General features: G+C 38.7%; 19 protein-coding genes. 14 read left to right on the top strand and 5 right to left on the bottom strand.

Annotated elements, in window-relative coordinates:
- The first annotated feature begins 12 nt into the window (after positions 1-12).
- The 10 genes from OQX64_RS16190 (at position 13) to OQX64_RS16145 (ending at position 7,816) form a co-directional block, all read left to right on the top strand.
- On the top strand, positions 13-330 hold the full coding sequence (locus tag OQX64_RS16190) for a low molecular weight protein tyrosine phosphatase family protein (protein WP_265819546.1): 318 nt from the start codon (positions 13-15) through the stop codon (positions 328-330).
- Between the two features lie 33 nt (positions 331-363).
- Positions 364-1,062, top strand: a complete 699-nt coding sequence (locus OQX64_RS16185) for a YjjG family noncanonical pyrimidine nucleotidase (protein WP_088301071.1) — start codon at positions 364-366, stop codon at positions 1,060-1,062.
- A gap of 21 nt (positions 1,063-1,083) precedes the next feature.
- The gene (locus OQX64_RS16180) at positions 1,084-1,602 is read left to right on the top strand and encodes a DinB family protein (protein WP_265819545.1); all 519 of its coding nucleotides are present in this window, start codon (positions 1,084-1,086) and stop codon (positions 1,600-1,602) included.
- Between the two features lie 39 nt (positions 1,603-1,641).
- Entirely contained in the window at positions 1,642-2,325 is a 684-nt protein-coding gene (locus OQX64_RS16175; RefSeq protein WP_265819544.1) for a hypothetical protein, read from the top strand.
- 29 nt (positions 2,326-2,354) lie between these two features.
- On the top strand, positions 2,355-3,674 hold the full coding sequence (locus OQX64_RS16170) for a flippase (RefSeq protein ID WP_265819543.1): 1,320 nt from the start codon (positions 2,355-2,357) through the stop codon (positions 3,672-3,674).
- The gene (locus OQX64_RS16165; RefSeq protein ID WP_265819542.1) at positions 3,671-4,318 is read left to right on the top strand and encodes an FkbM family methyltransferase; all 648 of its coding nucleotides are present in this window, start codon (positions 3,671-3,673) and stop codon (positions 4,316-4,318) included. The genes OQX64_RS16170 and OQX64_RS16165 overlap by 4 nt, the downstream gene beginning before the upstream one ends.
- A gap of 10 nt (positions 4,319-4,328) precedes the next feature.
- Positions 4,329-5,090: a class I SAM-dependent methyltransferase gene (locus tag OQX64_RS16160; RefSeq protein WP_265819541.1), complete on the top strand. Its 762-nt coding sequence runs from the start codon at positions 4,329-4,331 to the stop codon at positions 5,088-5,090.
- A gap of 78 nt (positions 5,091-5,168) precedes the next feature.
- Entirely contained in the window at positions 5,169-5,315 is a 147-nt protein-coding gene (locus OQX64_RS22465; RefSeq protein ID WP_265819633.1) for a GxxExxY protein, read from the top strand.
- 93 nt (positions 5,316-5,408) lie between these two features.
- Complete coding sequence (locus OQX64_RS16150) at positions 5,409-6,326, top strand: sugar transferase (RefSeq protein ID WP_265819540.1); 918 nt, start codon at positions 5,409-5,411, stop codon at positions 6,324-6,326.
- A 38-nt stretch (positions 6,327-6,364) separates the two neighbouring features.
- Positions 6,365-7,816: an alpha-L-fucosidase gene (locus OQX64_RS16145; protein ID WP_265819539.1), complete on the top strand. Its 1,452-nt coding sequence runs from the start codon at positions 6,365-6,367 to the stop codon at positions 7,814-7,816.
- Here the strand turns inward: OQX64_RS16145 and OQX64_RS16140 are convergent.
- Positions 7,811-8,563, bottom strand: coding sequence for a class I SAM-dependent methyltransferase (locus OQX64_RS16140; protein ID WP_265819538.1), 753 nt, complete (start codon positions 8,561-8,563; stop codon positions 7,811-7,813). The genes OQX64_RS16145 and OQX64_RS16140 overlap by 6 nt on opposite strands.
- Positions 8,564-8,698: 135 nt before the next feature.
- Positions 8,699-11,875 carry a S41 family peptidase gene (locus tag OQX64_RS16135; protein WP_265819537.1) on the bottom strand — a complete coding sequence of 1,059 codons (3,177 nt, stop codon included), beginning with the start codon at positions 11,873-11,875 and terminating at the stop codon, positions 8,699-8,701.
- An 83-nt stretch (positions 11,876-11,958) separates the two neighbouring features.
- Here OQX64_RS16135 and OQX64_RS16130 point away from each other — a divergent pair, with 83 nt between their 5' ends.
- The 4 genes from OQX64_RS16130 (at position 11,959) to OQX64_RS16115 (ending at position 15,094) form a co-directional block, all read left to right on the top strand.
- Positions 11,959-13,230 carry a glycosyltransferase family 4 protein gene (locus tag OQX64_RS16130; protein WP_265819536.1) on the top strand — a complete coding sequence of 424 codons (1,272 nt, stop codon included), beginning with the start codon at positions 11,959-11,961 and terminating at the stop codon, positions 13,228-13,230.
- Between the two features lie 48 nt (positions 13,231-13,278).
- Positions 13,279-13,590 (top strand): PDDEXK nuclease domain-containing protein, encoded by a 312-nt coding sequence (locus tag OQX64_RS16125; RefSeq protein WP_265819535.1) that lies wholly within the window; start codon positions 13,279-13,281, stop codon positions 13,588-13,590.
- Position 13,591: 1 nt separating this feature from the next.
- Positions 13,592-14,338, top strand: a complete 747-nt coding sequence (locus OQX64_RS16120; RefSeq protein WP_265819534.1) for a glycosyltransferase family 2 protein — start codon at positions 13,592-13,594, stop codon at positions 14,336-14,338.
- 195 nt (positions 14,339-14,533) lie between these two features.
- A complete protein-coding gene (locus OQX64_RS16115) occupies positions 14,534-15,094 on the top strand; it encodes a type 1 glutamine amidotransferase domain-containing protein (RefSeq protein WP_088301085.1) in 561 nt (186 codons plus the stop codon).
- 68 nt (positions 15,095-15,162) lie between these two features.
- Here the strand turns inward: OQX64_RS16115 and OQX64_RS16110 are convergent, their stop codons facing one another.
- From OQX64_RS16110 to OQX64_RS16100, 3 genes are all read right to left on the bottom strand, one after another.
- A complete protein-coding gene (locus OQX64_RS16110; RefSeq protein ID WP_265819533.1) occupies positions 15,163-16,206 on the bottom strand; it encodes a hypothetical protein in 1,044 nt (347 codons plus the stop codon).
- Between the two features lie 92 nt (positions 16,207-16,298).
- On the bottom strand, positions 16,299-17,492 hold the full coding sequence (locus tag OQX64_RS16105; protein WP_265819532.1) for a serine hydrolase domain-containing protein: 1,194 nt from the start codon (positions 17,490-17,492) through the stop codon (positions 16,299-16,301).
- A gap of 72 nt (positions 17,493-17,564) precedes the next feature.
- A complete protein-coding gene (locus OQX64_RS16100) occupies positions 17,565-18,440 on the bottom strand; it encodes a lysophospholipid acyltransferase family protein (RefSeq protein WP_265819531.1) in 876 nt (291 codons plus the stop codon).
- Between the last annotated feature and the right edge of the window lie 364 nt (positions 18,441-18,804).

Genomic DNA, 18,804 nt, shown 5'->3' with positions numbered 1-18,804 from the left:
AAATAAATTCTATTGAATATCTTTTTTGTTTGCAGTAGAAATAAATGGAGAAGTTTAACTGCAGAAACCATTTTTAAAAACCATTCTGATCACCAGATAAAATCTGCCGGAACTGAGCCTTCAGCCAGAATTAAAATCAATGCAAAACTGATTATTTGGGCAGATCTGATCTTTGTGATGGAAAAAAAGCATCGACAAAGGATGAGCGAACGTTTTCCCGAAGAAACGGATGGAAAAGAAATAATCATTTTAAGTATCCCGGATGACTATCAATATATGGATGAAGATTTAATTGAAGAACTGACCAGCAAAGTTTCAGATTATTTATAAACCAGATGATAAGTCCTACCTTTATTAATAATTATGCATCATCACAAAAAACACATCTTCTTCGACCTTGACCATACCATTTGGGATTTTGACCGCAATGCCGAAGAAACACTGAACGAATTGTACGAGACTTATGATTTAAAAGGTTTAGGCCTTCATTCCTGTGCTGATTTCATCCTCACCTATACCGAAAACAACCACAAACTCTGGACGGATTATCATCTGGGGAAAATCACTAAAGATTTTCTGAGGGCTGAGCGTTTTAGTAAAACTTTTATCCAACTGGGAATCAGTCCGGATGTAGTGCCGCATCAGTTTGAAGAGGATTATGTAAGTATTTCACCTACTAAAACCAATTTATTTGATGGTGCAGCAGATGTTTTAACCTACCTGAAAGAAAAATATACGCTACATATTATCTCAAACGGGTTCAAAGAAACTACGCTGACGAAGATGAAGCTTTCTAACCTTAATCCTTATTTTGAAAACGTTATTATTTCGGAGGATGTTGGGGTCAATAAACCAAACCCCCGCATTTTCGAATATGCATTAGAAAGGGCAAAAGCAAAAAAAGAAGAAAGTATCATGATTGGCGACAGTATAGAAGCAGATATTTATGGTGCTTTAAATTTTGGTATGGAGGCTATCTTTTTTAATCCCTTGGCAAAGGAAAAACCTGAAGATGTAAAGAAAGAAATTACGCACTTAAAGGACCTGGTTCATCTATTTTAGGGCTATTAAAGTAAATTAAATATGAATACAGCAAAAGTTAGGGTTTCTTTAAATCACATTATTGCCTCCTATATATCTAAATTATCTTCCTATACTGATGATATTTTTCAGCTTACACCACCTATTAGCGGCTGGAGTTACAGTGAAGTATATGTGCATATTTTCGATGCCAGCTTACTTTCTTTAATTGCGATGGACAATAGCATTACAGGAAAGGGCAAAAAGCAAGCCACCCATTTTATGGTGAAATTAATTCTGCTACTGGGCTCACTGCCACCGGCGAAGAAATATGAAGCACCCAAAATACTGGCAGATAGGGTAAGGAAAATTAGTAAAACTGAAGCCATGGATTTCATTATGGAATTTGAGACGGCCTTAGAGAAATACTACCCTAAAATAGCCACTGCAGATTTACAGCTGAAAACCAAACACCCGCGTTTAGGTTATCTGAATGCAAAACAATGGTTTAGATTTATAGAAATACACCTTAAACATCATCTCAAACAACTGGAACGAATAGAAAAGAGTTTTAAAGGTTAAGATATTTTAGCATATTTGATTAACCATAAAACGCTCACAATGAAGAACTTTGTTTACCTATCAGTAATTATTATTTTTTGCTCATGCAGTAATAAGCAAAAAGAAAGTAATCACACCATTGTTCAAACGCCTAATGGCCTGGAAGGCCTTCAAAAGAATGTTTCTTCACCTGCTGTACAGTCTGCCAAAACTAACTTAATCTATAATCCACCGCATGGCAAACCCGGCCATACCTGCACACTGGCTGTCGGGGCTCCACTTCAACAAACTGCAGTGGCACAGCCTCAAAAATCTATCAACAATACATCACCTGTAACCATTTCGACGCCTATAGCTGTAAATACTTCCGGAAAGAAATTAAATCCCAAACATGGCGAAACCGGCCACCGATGTGATATTGCAGTGGGTGCACCTTTGGATTCAAAACCAGCGGCAATTGCAAAGACAACAAATACCACCTCAACAATAAGCTCGTCAGCGCCAATAAAAGTAGCTAAAGGCATGAATCCACCGCATAGTCAGCCCAATCACAGGTGTGACATTGCCGTTGGTGCGCCTTTAAGTTCACAAGTTGTTCGGCCTCCGGCGGCAATAAAAACTTCTGAAGTTCAGCCAACTGAAAGTAAAATGATGGAAACCAGCCAGAGCGATGTTAAACTTAATCCCAAACATGGCGATCCCGGTCACCGATGTGATATCGCCGTTGGTGCACCACTCACCTAGTTAACGCTTTTTTTTACATCTTTGCGCTAATGAAATTACCTAGCATAAAAGGTTTTGATGAAGAGGCGTTTAACAAGTATTTAAAAAATACGGGTTGGTTGATGTTTGGTAAAGCATTAAGTTTGATTGTAAATCTATTAATCGCCCGGTATTTAGGTCCAATTTTATTTGGAGATTTAAGTTTCGGTTTATCTTTAGTTGCTATTCTGGCCGCCATAGGGGGATTAGGGCTAGATACCTTTATTATCCGCGAAATTATTCAGGAACCTTCCAGAAGAGATGAAATTTTAGGTACCTCTCTTGGATTACGCATGATCACCAATGGTGTATTAATTCCGGTTGCCATCGGTATTTATTTAATCAGTCATCATTTTTCTAAAAATCCGGGCGAACCCTTAACCTTGCTGATTGCCTTACTTGCTTTCGCCTCTTTCTTCAAATCGTTTAATGTAATTGATTCTTATTTTCAATCACAGGTACAATCCAAGTATGTAGTTCAGGTACAGAATGTAAGTCTCATCCTGACTTCAATTTTTAAAATCCTGATTGTAACGATGGGATTACCTTTAATTTATATTGTTTCTGCTTATATCTTAGATGCCGTGATTTTGGCGATAGGATTAATCATGACTTATCAGAAACGCGGGTTGAAAATATTAAACTGGCAATTTAATAAACAAAGGGCAAAATCATTGCTCATTCAATCTTCGCCATTAATACTTTCAGCCGTAATGGTTACCATTTATATGAAAATAGATGTGGTGATGTTAAAAAGTGTGGGCAGTAAAGCAGTAGGGATTTATAGCAGTGCTCAAAACCTAAGTGAGGCATGGTACTTTATTCCAAGTGCAATTGTTACTTCTGTATTTCCCGCACTGCTGAATGCCAGAAAAACAGATTTTTCACGTTACCAGAAACGGCTGGAGAATTTATATGATTTATTAGTTTACATCAATATTCCAATAGCAATATTCATCAGCTTTTTTGGTGCGGATATTATTCACATAGCCTATAGCGGTAAATACGATGGTGCCGGACCAATGCTTTCTATTCATATCTGGTCAGGTATATTTGTATTTTTAGGGATGGCAAGCTCTCAATATCTTATTGCAGAAGGGTATACCAAAATCTCTTTTTACCGTACCGCAGCCGGAGCAACGGCAAACATTCTGTTAAATTTATGGCTTATCCCTAAATTTGCAGGTGTAGGAGCATCAATAGCGACACTGATCGCCTGTTTTATTTCAACTTTTTATGTTTTATTAATTCCTAAAACGCGCCAACAGGGGATAATGATGTTAAAATCATTATTTTTGATCACCGCATTTCAAAAAATATTTAAATCTTGAGCACTTTAAAAGCATTAGCAGTACTATTGGCGAAGCCGAACAGGCTGAAAGCATTACTATCATACGGACATAAAGGCTACCTAAACAGCATTGGCTGGTTTACGGCTTTTGATCAGAAACAGGCCGTTGACGGCAAAGGCCGGGCATTACCCTGGGTAACCTATTCCTTCATCGATTTTATTAAGGGACGAATAACGAAAAGCCAGCATATTTTTGAGTATGGCTCCGGGAGTTCAACTATTTTTTATGCAGAAAGGGCCGGAGAAGTGACCTCTGTAGAACATGATAAAGGTTGGTTTGATAAAGTTAAAGGCACCAGTCCGGCTAATGCTGAGATGATTTTTTGCGAGTTGCACCGCGATGGTGAATATGCCAGAAAAGCGACGTTGCTAGACAAAAAATTCAACATCATTATTGTGGATGGTCGTGATCGCGTCAATTGCTGCAAATATAGCCTTAACGCTTTATCTCCGGATGGTGTAATCATCCTCGATGACAGTGAACGTAAAGTTTACCAGCCCGCACGAGAATTGCTTCAGGAAAACGGTTTTAAAGAAATTAGTTTTAGTGGAATTTCGCCGGGACTTTTTTACGAAAAAGCCACTTCAGTTTTTTACAAATCCAATAACTGTTTAGGTATTTAATCACCATCATATGTTAAGCGAGGAAGTCAAAACAGCATACGATAACTTTTACACCAACAGCGATGTTGCCTGGCGCATGTTGGGTGCGAAGTATAAGGCACAGAATATTGTGGAGGTTTGTAAAAGCATCAAGCCAAAAAAGGTACTTGAAGTTGGTGCGGGTGATGGAAGTATTCTGCATTTCCTGAACGACTGGAACTTTGCCCCAGAACTTTATGCCCTGGAAATCGCGCAAAGTGGCGTGGACATCATTCAGGACAGGAAACTTGTTCATCTTAAAGAAGCGCAAACTTTTGACGGTTATAAAATCCCCTATGCAGATGATACTTTCGATCTGATTATCCTGGCTCACGTATTAGAACATGTGGAACATGAAAGAATACTTTTGCGCGAATTGAAAAGAGTAGCTAAATATATTGTGGTTGAGGTACCGAAAGACTATCGCTTTGGTGTAGATATGAGGATGAAACACTTTCTGGATTATGGCCACATCAATATGTACACACCAACATCGCTTAGGTTTTTGCTACAAAGTGAGGGACTGGAAATTCTGGAAGATAAGGTCTCTATGACAGCTCCTGAAACAGTTAAATTCAATGAATTTATTAATAGAAAAGCACCAAAAACATTTGCTAAAAACCTCAAGATTGAACTGGAATATAAGATCAAAAAAACATTAGGGAACTTACTGGGCAGAAAAAAGCAGGAACAGTTCGCCAATGCTTATACCGTGCTTACCAAAAAATCAGATCAGAATTTACATATATTTTAGAATTCAACCTGAACATCGGCATTTTCTACCCTATAAGACATTGGGAGAAATATAAAGAAACCTATTTTATAGCCTGAAATTTTTCAGGCACTTCAAGTAGCACAGCTGTTAACTTATATGAAACTATTATCCGCCCCAATGGGCCTGATGATAAACTTCAATTGTATACCTATCTTTGATGGGCAAAAAACATATGTAAACGAAACATATGAATCAATTTATTAATATATTTTTGCATCAAACCAATATGATATTCAAAATTTAATCGGATAAAGGTTATCATTGAAGTGTTAATATAGGTACCGATAAAATCAACGCATGCAAAATCTTGCCCCAATTGCCCTTTTTGTTTACAATCGTCCACAGCATACCGAACGGACATTAAAGTTTTTGCAACAAAATGAACTTGCTGCAGAAAGCCGGTTATTTATCTTTTCTGATGGCGCTAAGACCATCCAGGATGAGGATAAGGTAGCAGAAGTGCGGTCAATGATAAAAAAAACTGATGGTTTTAAATCGGTTAAGATTTTTGAAAAAAAAGAAAACGCTGGCCTCGCTAACTCCATCATTTCCGGTGTGAGTAAATTGATCGCCGAGTATGGTCAGGTGATTGTTTTTGAAGATGACCTGGTCACTTCTCCGCATACCCTTACTTATTTCAATGAGGCCTTAAATCGTTATCGGAAGGAAGAACAAGTGATGCATATCGGGGCATACATGTATCCCTTAAAAACCAACCATCTTCCAGAGTCTTTTTTCTTTCGTGCAGCAACCAGTTGGGGCTGGGCCACCTGGGAACGCGCATGGAAAAATTTTGAACCTGATATTGATACTCTTATGAGCAAGTTCGATCATCAAAAAAAGACTGCTTTCTCTATTGATCATACCATGAATTTCTGGAAACAGATGCAGGAATTCAAGAAAGGCAAAAATAACAGCTGGGCTATCCGCTGGTATGCTTCTATTTTTCTGCAAAATGGCTTAACCTTAAATCCCTCACAATCATTGGTTAATAATATCGGCCATGACGGTACGGGTGTACATTCCGGCATCAACGACATTTATAATGTGATCATTAACCCCAAACCAATTTCTGAGTTTCCGGATGTAATTAAAGAAAACCAGGATGCCTATGAAACGATAAAAAATTTCCTGGCAACACGTAAAGGAAGTATCATAGTCAGGGCAAAACGCTTCTTAACAGAGAAGTTGGCACAATATTTTCCCCGGCGGTAAGCTATTTTTTGTATTTTAGAATAGTTAAACGATAAATCATGAGACCTATTTTTTTTATACTTTTACTTCTCTCTTTACATACTTTGGCTCAAACTCCACCGCAACCTTACGGAGCCTTACCATCAAAAAGGCAACTGGCCTGGCACGATGTAGAAATTTATGGCATCATGCATTTTACCCCAACTACTTTCGAAAATAAGGAATGGGGATTTGGAGATGCTGATCCCAAAATTTTTAACCCGACAGACTTTAACGCGGCACAGATTATCAAAGCAGCAAAGGCAGGCGGATTGAAAGGTATTGTTTTAGTCGCGAAGCATCATGATGGTTTTGCATTATGGCCAACCAAAACAACAGCTTACAACATTACCAAAAGTCCGTTCCGAAACGGTAAAGGTGATCTGGTTAGGGAAATAGCGCAGGCTGTACGTAAAAGTGGCTTAAAATTCGGCATTTATTGCTCACCATGGGATAGAAATAGCGCGCTTTATGGAACAGATCAATATTTAGCGCTCTATCAGTCACAGCTGAAAGAATTATATTCCAACTACGGCGAACTTTTTATGAGCTGGCATGATGGTGCAAATGGCGGAGATGGATTTTATGGAGGTGCGAGAGAGAAACGATCGATTGACAACACCACTTATTACGATTGGAAAAACACCTGGGGCATCACCAGGAAAATGCAACCCATGGCCAATATTTTTAGTGATATAGGTTTGGATGTTCGCTGGGTGGGAAATGAAGAAGGCCATGCCGCAGAAACCAGCTGGGCAACTTTTACACCCATGGCCCCAGATGGAAAAAGTGAAGCCGTTCCTGGCCAGGCCAATTACCCCCAAAGCCCTGAAGGGATCAGAAACGGGAAATTCTGGATGCCTGCCGAATGTGATGTACCTTTACGCAAGGGTTGGTTTTACCATCCTGCAGAAAAACCAAAAACGCCTGAAATGCTTTTTGATTTATACCTGAAAAGTGTTGGCCGGGGAGCAGGACTGGATTTAGGCCTGGCTCCTGATCCCCGCGGACAGCTTCATGATGATGATGTAATGGCTTTGAAAACTTTTGGCGATATGGTCAGGAATACCTTTGCCAATAATTTAGCAAAAGGCGCTCAAATCAAAGCTTCAAACAGCAGGGGCAAAAATTACTTTGCAGGAAAGCTATTGGACGGCAACAAAAATACTTATTGGGCAACCAATGACCAGATACATGAAGCTACGATTGAGGTTAACCTTAAAACGGCTAAAACTTTTGATATCATCAGTTTACAGGAATATATTCCGCTAGGCCAGAGAATAGCGGGTTATGACATTGAAATCCTGGAAAAAAGTACGTGGAAAAAAATCTATACCGGCACCAGTATTGGCGCAAAGCGATTAATTAAACTTGAGCAACCCGTTCATTCAAATAAAGTAAGAATCAATATCACAAAGTCGCCGGTTTGTATTACATTAAGCGAAGTGGGCTTCTATAAAAAAGCCTTATAGCGGCTTTTTAGCCTGAACAACAATATAAGGCGATAAACTTTTGCTCTCGAAAGGGATGATTTTGGTGAGCACTTTACCTGTTAACCACACTGCTTTTTTAAACAGCCTTACAACAGCAGGTTTCTGATTTTCATTTTCTAACCAAACACTAAAACGACCGAAATAACCTGATTCAATATCTTTTAGTCCGGCCTTTTCGCAAATGGATTTTAATAATTGCGGATTCATACTATTGATATTGTGTTTATCATAGTTTTCCCTATCAAAGTTCTTTTGAAACCAGCCGTTAACAGCATTAAAATTTGGTAAAGTAATAAATAGTATCCCACCAGGCTTTACAAAATTGATATGGCGGTTAATAATATCAGCCGTATCATTAAAATGTTCAATTAAACCACAACTTAATACCAGGTCATATTGCTGTGCAGGCTGGTAGCTAAACAAATCTGTTTCAATGATCTGAATATCTTTTTCGTCCAGTTCATTTTTTTTCAGTAATTCATTCACTACCGGGGGATGAACAAAATAGTCTAAAAGTGTGACGTCCAAGTTTAAATATCTCTTTAAAAATACAGCATAATAGCCTGGGAAACCACCCAGTTCAATCGCAGAATTGACCTGATTTTGTTCAACAATCTCTGTAAGCTGGCGATGGAACAAATAATTTTCAGGTAGCTGAACGGCAAGCCCTTTTTTACTTTCCCAATAATTTACCCAAAAAGCCCTGTCGGTTAATAAATTTGCCATATTATAATTCAATTCCGCTCCAAAGAAACGGAAAAGAATAGTAAAACTGAAAGGTAGTATGGCCAAATTGATTTATTGCACAATTGTTATGAGGCTATTGGGTGCAATAAATCAATCCGGCAGCACGATATTGATCTATTTCAAATCCTTTAAAATTTCTGCCACTGCCCGTTCCAGTTGTGGATCCTGATCAGCCAAGCGGTCTTCAAAGGTATTTCTCACTAAAATATCAGGTTTTACACCTTCACTTTCCAGATTTTTACCATCCATGGTATAACAGCCCCATGAGGGTAAACGATAAGAAGAACCATCTACCAGGCCTTTTGCTGAGGTGAAAATAATCCATCGGTAGGTTTCAGTACCGATAATTTTTCCGAGTTTTAATTGTTTAAATCCTGCGGCGGTCATCTCCGCATCACTTAATGACTGCTCATTAACCAGCAACACAATAGGTTTGGCTGCAGGTCCGAAATTACTTTGCGGGGCCAGTTTTCCACCACGGTATTTCCATTGCAGGTAAGGCCGTTGAGCGAGAAATTTTAATACTTCATCGTGCACATTTCCGCCTGTATTGTAGCGGAGATCAAGAATAATCGCCTCTTTATTTTCTTCCTGCGCAACCATATCAAGCAGGAAATTTTCCAACTCTCCGCCACTCATATTTTTCATGTATGAATAGGCAATCCGGTTATTCCCCCATTTATCCACATTCTTGCGGTTATTGCTGATCCATTCATCGTAAAGATTTCCCCTTAAAGTCCCGGCACTCTCCGGATGCAGATTGACAAAAACCTGCTTGCCTTTTCTATCAAAGGTTAGCGTCATTTCCTGATCCAAAGAAGGTTTACTGAAATAATAATCACGATCAATTTTTTCATCAACTTTAATTCCGTTTACCGCAGTTAAAATATCGCCGGGTAATATATTCACACCAAAGCGGTTTGCGTTGCTTTTGGCGGCGATACGCGTCACCTTAAATGGATTTTGCTGATCAAAGATGATTCCTGTTTCATTGGTGGTATAATTCAGGTTTTTGCGCTCTTCTGCTCCCGAACTATTAAATCCCATATGCGATGAATTTAATTCACCCAACATATCATTAAGCAGAATCCGTAAATCACTTCGGTTATTTACATAAGGCAAATATGTAGCATACCGGGTTCTCATTTTATCCCAGTCTACACCATGAAATTTTTCATCATAAAAATTTTCATCCAAACCCACCCAGGTTTCATAAAACATCTGGTTAAACTCTGCATTTAAATTGCGGGTGAATTTGTATGCCTGGTCTATTTTATCCAGCTTGTTGGATTCCAGATTGTATTTATTGATGACGCCACGCGATAATATAAAAAAACTATCGCCTGACTGTATAATTGAATTATCCCCACCATCTGTGATTTTTTCTGTTTTATTGGCTTCAAATGGCGCTAAAGTGGTGCGGTAAAAACCTGGTGCACCGCCTTCATGGTTGGAACGATAAAAGATATAGTTTTTATCTCCTTTTGCAAAAACATCCGTTCCAAACTGCCCTCCGAAACCTGGCCCTACCAGTTCAATCCGGTCTAAAATATTTTGTGTATTAATGCTGATTACATTATCAGGTTTAGGCGTTGGCTTAGATTTACTGGAATCAGATTTAACTTTTCCATTTTTAATTGTTTTTTCCAATGGTTTTACTTCGGCAGGCTTTGTTTCGTTAAACAAATCATCAAATTTATCAGATCGGTAAGGCTGGTCGTAATTGTTTAAAGCCATGCGGTATATATGCGCATCAAACATGCCCATCGGATAATTTGGTTTGGTACGGGCACTGGTAAAATAGATATACTTCCCGTCAGGTGACCAGGCAGGCGCCGTTTCTGTTACACCAGTGTTGGTAAGGTTAATGGTTTTATTATTTTTAATGTGGTGCACCAGAATGTCCTGCTCAAAATTTCTGTATACAGTGAACAATACATATTCATCATTCGGTGAAAAACTTGGAGCCGAATTTTGAAATGCCCAGAACTCATCTGTAAGCAAAGTTCTACTATCAAAAGTTTTCAGGTCCATTAATTTCAATTCGTTCCTGCCGCTCAGATACACCGCCATCGTTTTCGATTTATTGAGGCATATATCCCGGTTATTTGCTTTATCTTTAGTGAGCTGCTTGATTGTTCCTTTTCCGTCTCCGGTCATGCTAAACCAGTTTTGATAACCATTATAGGTTTGACTAAACAAGATTGTTTTGTTATCGGCAAGCCATTTACATTCCATTGCACGCTCGCCGCTATTGGTAATTTTGCGGATAAATTTTCCGTCGGCATCGCTTACAAACACTTCACCACGCGAAATAAAAGCAATCTTTTTACCATCTGTTGAAACATCAAAATTGGAAATATTGCCTTTAACATCATATTCCTGTTCCTTACTCAGCACCTGATTTCTTGATGTACTGATATTTACTTTTTCGACCTTTTTCGAAGCTACATCATAGGTATACAGCTGGTAATCCTTTTCAAAAACCACGGTAGTGCCATTTGCTGAAACAAAAGGCCGCTTAATGGAGGTTGCGAAACTGGTTAATCCTGTTTTCTTTCCGTTGATGAAGGTGTACAGGTTATATTCGTCATTCCCTTCATCAGACACAAAAAAGATGTTCCCCTTCTGATCAATGCTGGTCCAGAAATCTTTACCGATATAATCCGTATATCGCTGATAAGATTTTGTTTTCGGATGGTAAGATTGAATATCCGGATTGTATGCACCCTTGTAATGCTTCCGGTTTGGAAAACGGTAACTCTCCCAGGTATCATTAAAAAATAATGCCCCATCCGGAGCTTCGGCAATATGATGGGTAGTATTAAAATAATTTTCAAACAACCTGTTTGCTGTTCCACCATTGATGCTTACCTTATAACTCGAAAAAGAATTATACCTTCCTGAAGTAAAGTAAATGGTTTTGGAATCCCAGCTCCAGTTGTCTACTTCATCAGCAGCATCATTAAAAGTAAGCTGCTTAATATCGCCGCCAGCCAAAGGCATTACATAAACATCATGGTTACCAAACTGATTGGACGAAAAAGCCAGCCACTTGCCATCAGGAGAGATTTTGGGGTTAATTTCCTCACCCTGCATGGCTGTAATCCGATCGGCTACACCACCTTTTACCGGAACTTTCCAGATGTCGCCATCGTAACTGAATACTATTGTTTGCGCATCGGGCGTTAAAGCAGGAAATGAAGCGAAATAAGTTTGATTTTGCGCAAATGTTTGGCAGGGCAGCAAAAATGCCATTGCCGCAAGCGATTTCAATACGGTTTTGATCATGGTTTTTGTTTGTTGGCTTAAGAAATTTGAAATTACGCAACAGATTTTATATTCGTAAACAATAAAATGTATTTTTGATTGATTTGAAAGTTTTACACCTAAATACCTACGATGGAAACGGCGGAGCAGGAAGAGCCTGTTTGCGTTTGAGCGATGCTTTAAAAGCTAATGGAATTGACTCACAAGTTCTGGTGTATTATAAATTTGGACAAAATCCGCAAATTGATACTTTTTCTAAATCTCCTATACAAAAGGCTCAAGCTGTTTATAATATTTTATCCGAAAGGTATTATGCAAAATGGTTAAGTAAATCTGTAAAAACACCATTTAGTCTGCAGTGGTTTGGCCGATCAATTAAAAATCATCCGGCAGTTAAAAATGCGGATATTATTCATTTACACTGGATTAACCATGGTTTTCTAACACCTAAGTTTTTAACAGAACTTGATGAACTGGAAAAACCGATTGTATGGACTTTTCATGACAGCAATGCCTTTACAGGGGGCTGTCATGTTCGTTACGGGTGCGAAAACTTCCATCAGCAATGCGGCAATTGTCCGGTTTTAAAAATCAGCAATAAGGATGATATATCTCATAAAACCTGGTTGCGCAAACAAAAAGCTTACACTAAACTCAATTTCCATATTGTGGCACCAAGCAATTGGATGGCAAAATCAGTTAAGTTTAGTAGTTTACTTGGTACAAGAAAAGCATCCGTAATTCCCAATACCATTGAAACCAGGATATTTAAGCCCTATGTTAAATCGGAAGCAAAGAAAATTCTAAAAATCGATCCTGAAAAATTTGTGCTGATGAGTGGTTTTATGCCTTCTAAAAATGATAAGCATAAAGGCACGCCTTATTTAATTGAAGCTTTAGAAATTTTATCCCGGCGCCCCGGAATTGAAAAAGATAACTTTGAGCTGGTGATATTTGGCAATAAAGATCATGCTGAAATGCCGGAATTTCCTTTTAAAACTACTTTTTTAGGCACAATCAGCAATGACGATCATTTGGCAAAATGTTATTCTGCTGCGGATGCTTTTATTACGCCTTCGCTCGAAGATAATTTACCCAATACGGTCATGGAAAGCCTGGCTTGCGCCACACCTGTAATCGCTTTTACTACAGGCGGAATCCCGGATATGGTGAAGCACATGCAAAACGGTTACCTGGCAGAATATGAACATGCAGAAGATTTAGCCAATGGAATTGAATGGTTGTATCATCGCCCGAATAAAGAAGAGATTCAGAAAGCTGCGCGATTGAGCATTTTAACTCATTTTTCAGAAGAGGTAATTGCAGCTGAGCACATTCATTTGTATGAAACATTAATTGATTTACAGCCGAAGTAATCATAAGTTATGGAACTATCTGAAAGCCATATCAATAATGTCAAAGCTATGAAATCGGCAATTATTCAGCGTCAATATAGGGCAGCTGCACTGGTTAATAAAAAACTGTTTAAGCCTGAATATATAGGCAAAATGAGTTTTTATTTATCAGCTTTGGATGAGTACATTAAACAACCCCATCAACAGCCATCAATCGGGGTTATTCTGTGCAAGGAAAAGAAAAACAAAGTAGCAGAGTTTTCTTTCAGAGATTTTAGTAAAACCATGGGTGTTGCAACCTATAAAACAAGTACCGTTTTACCTGCGGCATATAAAGGTGTTTTACCTGATGTGGAAACCTTAAAAAAATTAATGGATTAGTATGCCTAAATTAACCATCATCACCATTGTATTTAATAACGTTCGGGATATTGAACGCACCATTAATTCTGTTTTAAATCAAACCTATAAAAACATAGAATATATCGTAATTGATGGAAAATCAACTGACGGCACTTTAGCAGTTATTGAAAAATATAAAATCAATATTGCTAAAATCATATCAGAAAAAGATAAAGGAATCTACGATGCCATGAATAAAGGCCTCGCAATAGCTACCGGTGATTACGTTTTATTCATGAATTCCGGCGATGAGCTTTATGATGAGCAAACGGTGGAAGATGTTTTTGACGCTGCACCCGGTGCAGATATCTACTATGGAGAAACGGAAATGTATAACGATAACTGGGAAAGTTTAGGCCGCCGGCGTCATGAAGCACCGGAAACTTTTAACTGGAAAAGTTTTCAGTTTGGTATGAACATCAGCCACCAGGCTATTTACATTAAACGAAGCATTACTGAACCTTACGACTTAAAATACAAATACAGCGCTGATATCGACTGGATTATAAAAGCAACCAAAAAGGCTTCTAATATTGTGAATGTTCACCGTTATGTGGCCAAATATTTAGTTGGTGGCATGAGCAAGAAAAAGCATCGGGAAAGCCTGAAAGAAAGATTTGAAATTTTCACGAAATATTATGGATTAATTCCAAACGTTTTAAATCATATTGTCATTGCAGGGAACTTAGCATTTTATTTTATAAAACACAGACGAACAAATGATTAACATCTGAAATATATCTAATTCTTAAGTTTTTTAATGATAATTTCCAGATAACTGAAATTAAATCCAATTCCTTTGTACTTTGTGTAATGGCCATTGTAGCTGACGACCAAAGAAGCATCTAACTTTAAATTTATAAAAACAAAAATTCCATTAATGTTGTCTTAAATACATCACTTATTTAAAACAGAAAAGATTATGGGACAATTAAGTAACCGCACTATTGCTGTACTTTCAGAAAGCGGATTTGAAGAAGTTGAATTAACCGAGCCAGTAAAGAGGTTAAAAGAAGAGGGCGCAACCGTTCACATCATCTCCTCAAAAAGTGGAAAAATCAGGGCATGGGATCAGGATCACTGGTCTATAGAAGTGGATGTAGATAAAACCATTTCAGAAGCAAATGCTGAAGATTATCATGGATTATTATTGCCTGGAGGAGTAATCAATCCTGACCAGCTACGTGTAAATGAAGATGCCATTGCTTTCGTGAAATCATTTTTTTCAGATGGGAAGCCAGTTGCAGCAATTTGCCATGGTCCGCAAACATTAATTAATGCAGAAGTAGTAGAGGGTAGAAAATTGACCTCTGTGAAAAACATTTCTAAAGATTTAATTCATGCAGGCGCGTTATGGAGTGACGAAGAGGTTGTGGTAGACCAGGGTCTGGTAACCAGCAGAACTCCTGAAGATTTACCAGCTTTTAACGATAAAATTGTAGAGGAATTTGCAGAAGGAGTACATGAAGGTCAGCATGCCTAAACGTTTTTAGACGCTCTTTCTAGATTCACTCAAAAAGCGGTTGGTAATTTTACCAGCCGTTTTTAGTTTTATAGCTTTACCTGCCTGATGATATTTTTGATATTCAGTTCAATTATATCTGTCATGTTTGTACACTTCAGATAATTGGTATCCTTAAAGTAATCACTCATACCTTGTTTCAAAACGGCAATATTTTCGGGCGTGGTTAATTCTTCTTTATTAGATACATCCCGAAGATCTGTCAGGCGATGTCGTTCGCTCCTGACCCGATGCACAATAGAAGACCGTTCTTCCTGCTGATATTGCAATACGGTTTTTTCGGTAAGCTGTTCCATACTCATTTTTACATAAGGTAGGTTCTCTTTAAAAAACTGCGGTAAATACACCTTCAGGTTACCTTCATAAAACTGCTGATCAAAATCGATTGCACGGATTCTAAACTGAATATCATCAAAATCAGGTGTGATTTGCACCACGAAGTTATAAGCCCTCATATCGCCCAGCAGCATAATCAAACAACGCTCGTTAAACTTTACAAATTCTTTGGCAATACGTGTTGGATTAAATTCCGGGGTATATAACTGACCCTTTGTAAACACATCTCCAGGAATGCCGGCGATATGTTCTTCTACCAGCGTATCACCATCAACCAGGTAATTGACCTGGTTTGGAGATAGAATTTCTTCCATTTCCAAACCATAAATACGGGAGGCATCGGCCTTTTTAATGTAGAAATAATCGTAAACATCATTCAGGCGGTTAACGATTCTGATCCGGAAGGGATGGGTATTTCCAAAAGTGCAATATTCAATTTTATCAATGTATTTATGTTCTACAATACGCAGGTTTCCTGATGCCTTCAGGTTGGCATAAATCTCCTTCAAGCCATTGTGTAATGTTTCAATCAGGTCTTGCGCATAAATCGGACCTTCCCAAAGCGAATCCTTTCCGAACTTATCCATTAAAGGGAAAGCTTCATTAAACTGCATCAAATCATGATAGCCAATGGGCAATTTGGCTTCACGCTGGTATTTGCGCAAATACTTTTGTAAAGCTGGTGTAACCGGAAAAATTGGTTTTTTTTTAAGGATTTTTACGTCTTCGTTTTCCATTCAGAGACAATGTAGCATTTTAATTTTTTTTACCACAGAGAAAACAGCGTAAATTTTACCTCTTTCTCTTCGTGAAACACCGTGCGCTATGGTTAATTCCCTCTCGAATAATGAAATGGCAAACCGGCCAAGTATCTGCTGATTTTCCGGTAAGGATAATCACCGGCACCATGCTCCGCAAACTGAACAATAATGGTTCTGGTTTTGGCATCTACATACAATCGCTGTCCCAGCATGCCCTCCGCAGCAAAATCGCCCTTCTCTCCTGTTTGCGGAATCCACCATAAGTGATGATGGGCTGATTTTTGCCAGCCTTTTGCAGATGCGGGTACTTCTTTCCCGATATCAATTGATTGTTCCACCCAATCTTGAGGCACAATCTGATTTTCCTTGTATCTTCCGCCGTTCAGGTATAAACGGCCCACCTTTGCCCAGTCAATGGCCGAGACCTGAAACCTGCTGGCGGTATTAACCAGGCCATTTTCCTGATCCAATCCCCAGCTTGCATCGTGCTCCGTCCCTATTTTCCTCCACAGTTTCTCTTCAGTATATTTTGCCAGTGTTTTTCCTGTTGCACGAACAATTACCCAGCCCAGCAAAATCGGATCGATACTTTTATACTTCCACACCGTGCCTGGTTTATTTACCAGTTTCACTTTCATCAGCTCCGCTTTCATATCACTCGTATAATAGTATTTGGCTTCATCCGAGAAAAAAGCTTTAATTATTCCGCCATAAGCATCTTTAAATCCCAGTCCCGATTTCATGTCCAGCAGGTTTTTCAAGGTAATATTTTTAAAAGCCGGATTAGCCTTTAATTCTGGAATATAATCCGTTACCTTTTGTGATAAATTCTGAACCTTACCATCTTTCAATGCCTGCCCCAAAAGAACCGAAACCATACTTTTGGCACCGGAAAATACTGTAGTTAAGGTAGTATCAGCATACCCTTCACTATATTTTTCATACAGGATGCTGTCATTTCTGATGACGATAAAAGCATTTAACTTCCCCTTTTTAAAATATTCACCAAAGGGAATGGATTGATGGTTGCCGTCGCGAACCTGAAGGGTATCGATGTCATTTCTCATTCTCTCTGCCCGAATAAAATGAAAGGCTGAATCGCTTTTATGAATCACTTCCTGAGGAAAAACTTTATAGGTGCTTGCATCAGGGGTACGATACCACAGCACTTTCAGCAGATACGGTTGCCAGATGAACAGGCAGGCAAAAAACAGCAGCAGAAAGCTAAACACATAAATGAGGGTACGTTTAAAAGTTTTCATGGATAATCCATTAGGCAAACAAATATAAACGATTAGTGCCTGTTCCTTTGTTCTGCCTGAAAAAATTTCTGTTTATGCCGCAGGCTTATACTTCCACCGGCGGTGGCTCCATAACCAGTAAGCGGGTTCTTCTCTGATGATTTTTTCTAAAAAACGGGTGTGCATTTCAGTAATCTCAAATTCATCTGTTTCCGCAGGATTTAAGCATAAGGGAACACAGTCTACTTCATAATATCCACGTCTTAAAACCTTTACCTTTAAATAAAAGATAGGCCGGTTTGTTCTTTTCGCAATCTTTTCAATCCCCAGCTGGATGGAGGCCTGTTGATGTAAAAAGGTGGTCCAGTAATGTGACTCATCTCTGGATGGTGCCTGGTCGTTCCCAAAACTAAACATGCTCGGTTTATTTTTGCCAGCAGCCAAAGCCCGCATGGTCTGGCGCATAGCGATGAGCTTATTCCCAAAGCGGCTTCTTACTCCTTTAAACCATCGGTCAAAAACCGGATTGCTCAGGGGCTTGTAAATTGGATAATGCGCACAGGGGAAATTCAGGCCAAGACCTAAGGTACCCCATTCCCAGTTTCCGTAGTGTGCAGAGCAAATGAGGATGCTTTCTCCCCTCTTTAAATAAGATAGAGCAAGTTCCTTATTTTTAAAGACAAACCTTTTTTCAATTTCTGACCGCGAGATGCGGCTCATTTTTACCACTTCAAAAATCAATGAAGCCAGATACCGATAATATTTCTTTTCAATATTGATGATTTCTTCAAGTGTTCTTTCCGGCAAGGCATTCTGCAGGTTCTCTCGGACAACTTTTCTGCGATAACCAATAATATGGTAAAGCAGCAAATAAACACCATCAGCCAGGACATATAAAAGGGATAGGGGGAGCAAAGACAATACACCCAACAGCAATATACCCAAATGAGAAACGTACTTATTGATCACACGAGATTAGTTGAAGCATAAAATTAAAAAGGGTCTAAAAAATTTATGCCATGCTAATGTTAGATTTAAAGTGCTGCTTTCAGTTTGAACTTCAACTGACAAAAAATACCGGAAGTGATTAATTTTACCTGGTTATTTTATAAATAATTAAATAATCGTTAACATATTTTTATACATTTGCGCCATCATTGGGGGTGCCTTGTTTGTTATAAACACAAAAACGGGCTGAGATCATACCCATTCTTAGGTAGAAGGCTAAAGCTGAAAAGGAAGAAGGTAAACCCTCTGCCTTTGAACCCTCCATCCCTCTACCTTAGATGCACCTGATCCGGATAATGCCGGCGTAGGGATTGGAGTTATGGAA

It is taken from the genome of Pedobacter sp. GR22-10 (assembly GCF_026239715.1).
In the GTDB taxonomy this organism is placed as follows: Bacteria; Bacteroidota; Bacteroidia; order Sphingobacteriales; family Sphingobacteriaceae; genus Pedobacter.
This window is presented reverse-complemented; position numbering and strand designations above follow the sequence as displayed.

Excerpts from the sequence above, each read along its gene's own strand:
- OQX64_RS16160 (WP_265819541.1), top strand. The coding sequence starts at position 4,329 with ATGTTAAGCGAGGAAGTCAAAACAGCATACGATAACTTTTACACCAAC.
- OQX64_RS16115 (WP_088301085.1), top strand. The coding sequence starts at position 14,534 with ATGGGACAATTAAGTAACCGCACTATTGCTGTACTTTCAGAAAGCGGA.
- OQX64_RS16185 (WP_088301071.1), top strand. The coding sequence starts at position 364 with ATGCATCATCACAAAAAACACATCTTCTTCGACCTTGACCATACCATT.
- OQX64_RS16150 (WP_265819540.1), top strand. The coding sequence starts at position 5,409 with ATGCAAAATCTTGCCCCAATTGCCCTTTTTGTTTACAATCGTCCACAG.
- OQX64_RS16120 (WP_265819534.1), top strand. The coding sequence starts at position 13,592 with ATGCCTAAATTAACCATCATCACCATTGTATTTAATAACGTTCGGGAT.
- OQX64_RS16145 (WP_265819539.1), top strand. The coding sequence starts at position 6,365 with ATGAGACCTATTTTTTTTATACTTTTACTTCTCTCTTTACATACTTTG.
- OQX64_RS16110 (WP_265819533.1), bottom strand. The coding sequence starts at position 16,206 with ATGGAAAACGAAGACGTAAAAATCCTTAAAAAAAAACCAATTTTTCCG.
- OQX64_RS16135 (WP_265819537.1), bottom strand. The coding sequence starts at position 11,875 with ATGATCAAAACCGTATTGAAATCGCTTGCGGCAATGGCATTTTTGCTG.
- OQX64_RS16175 (WP_265819544.1), top strand. The coding sequence starts at position 1,642 with ATGAAGAACTTTGTTTACCTATCAGTAATTATTATTTTTTGCTCATGC.
- OQX64_RS16170 (WP_265819543.1), top strand. The coding sequence starts at position 2,355 with ATGAAATTACCTAGCATAAAAGGTTTTGATGAAGAGGCGTTTAACAAG.
- OQX64_RS16140 (WP_265819538.1), bottom strand. The coding sequence starts at position 8,563 with ATGGCAAATTTATTAACCGACAGGGCTTTTTGGGTAAATTATTGGGAA.
- OQX64_RS16180 (WP_265819545.1), top strand. The coding sequence starts at position 1,084 with ATGAATACAGCAAAAGTTAGGGTTTCTTTAAATCACATTATTGCCTCC.
- OQX64_RS16105 (WP_265819532.1), bottom strand. The coding sequence starts at position 17,492 with ATGAAAACTTTTAAACGTACCCTCATTTATGTGTTTAGCTTTCTGCTG.
- OQX64_RS16125 (WP_265819535.1), top strand. The coding sequence starts at position 13,279 with ATGAAATCGGCAATTATTCAGCGTCAATATAGGGCAGCTGCACTGGTT.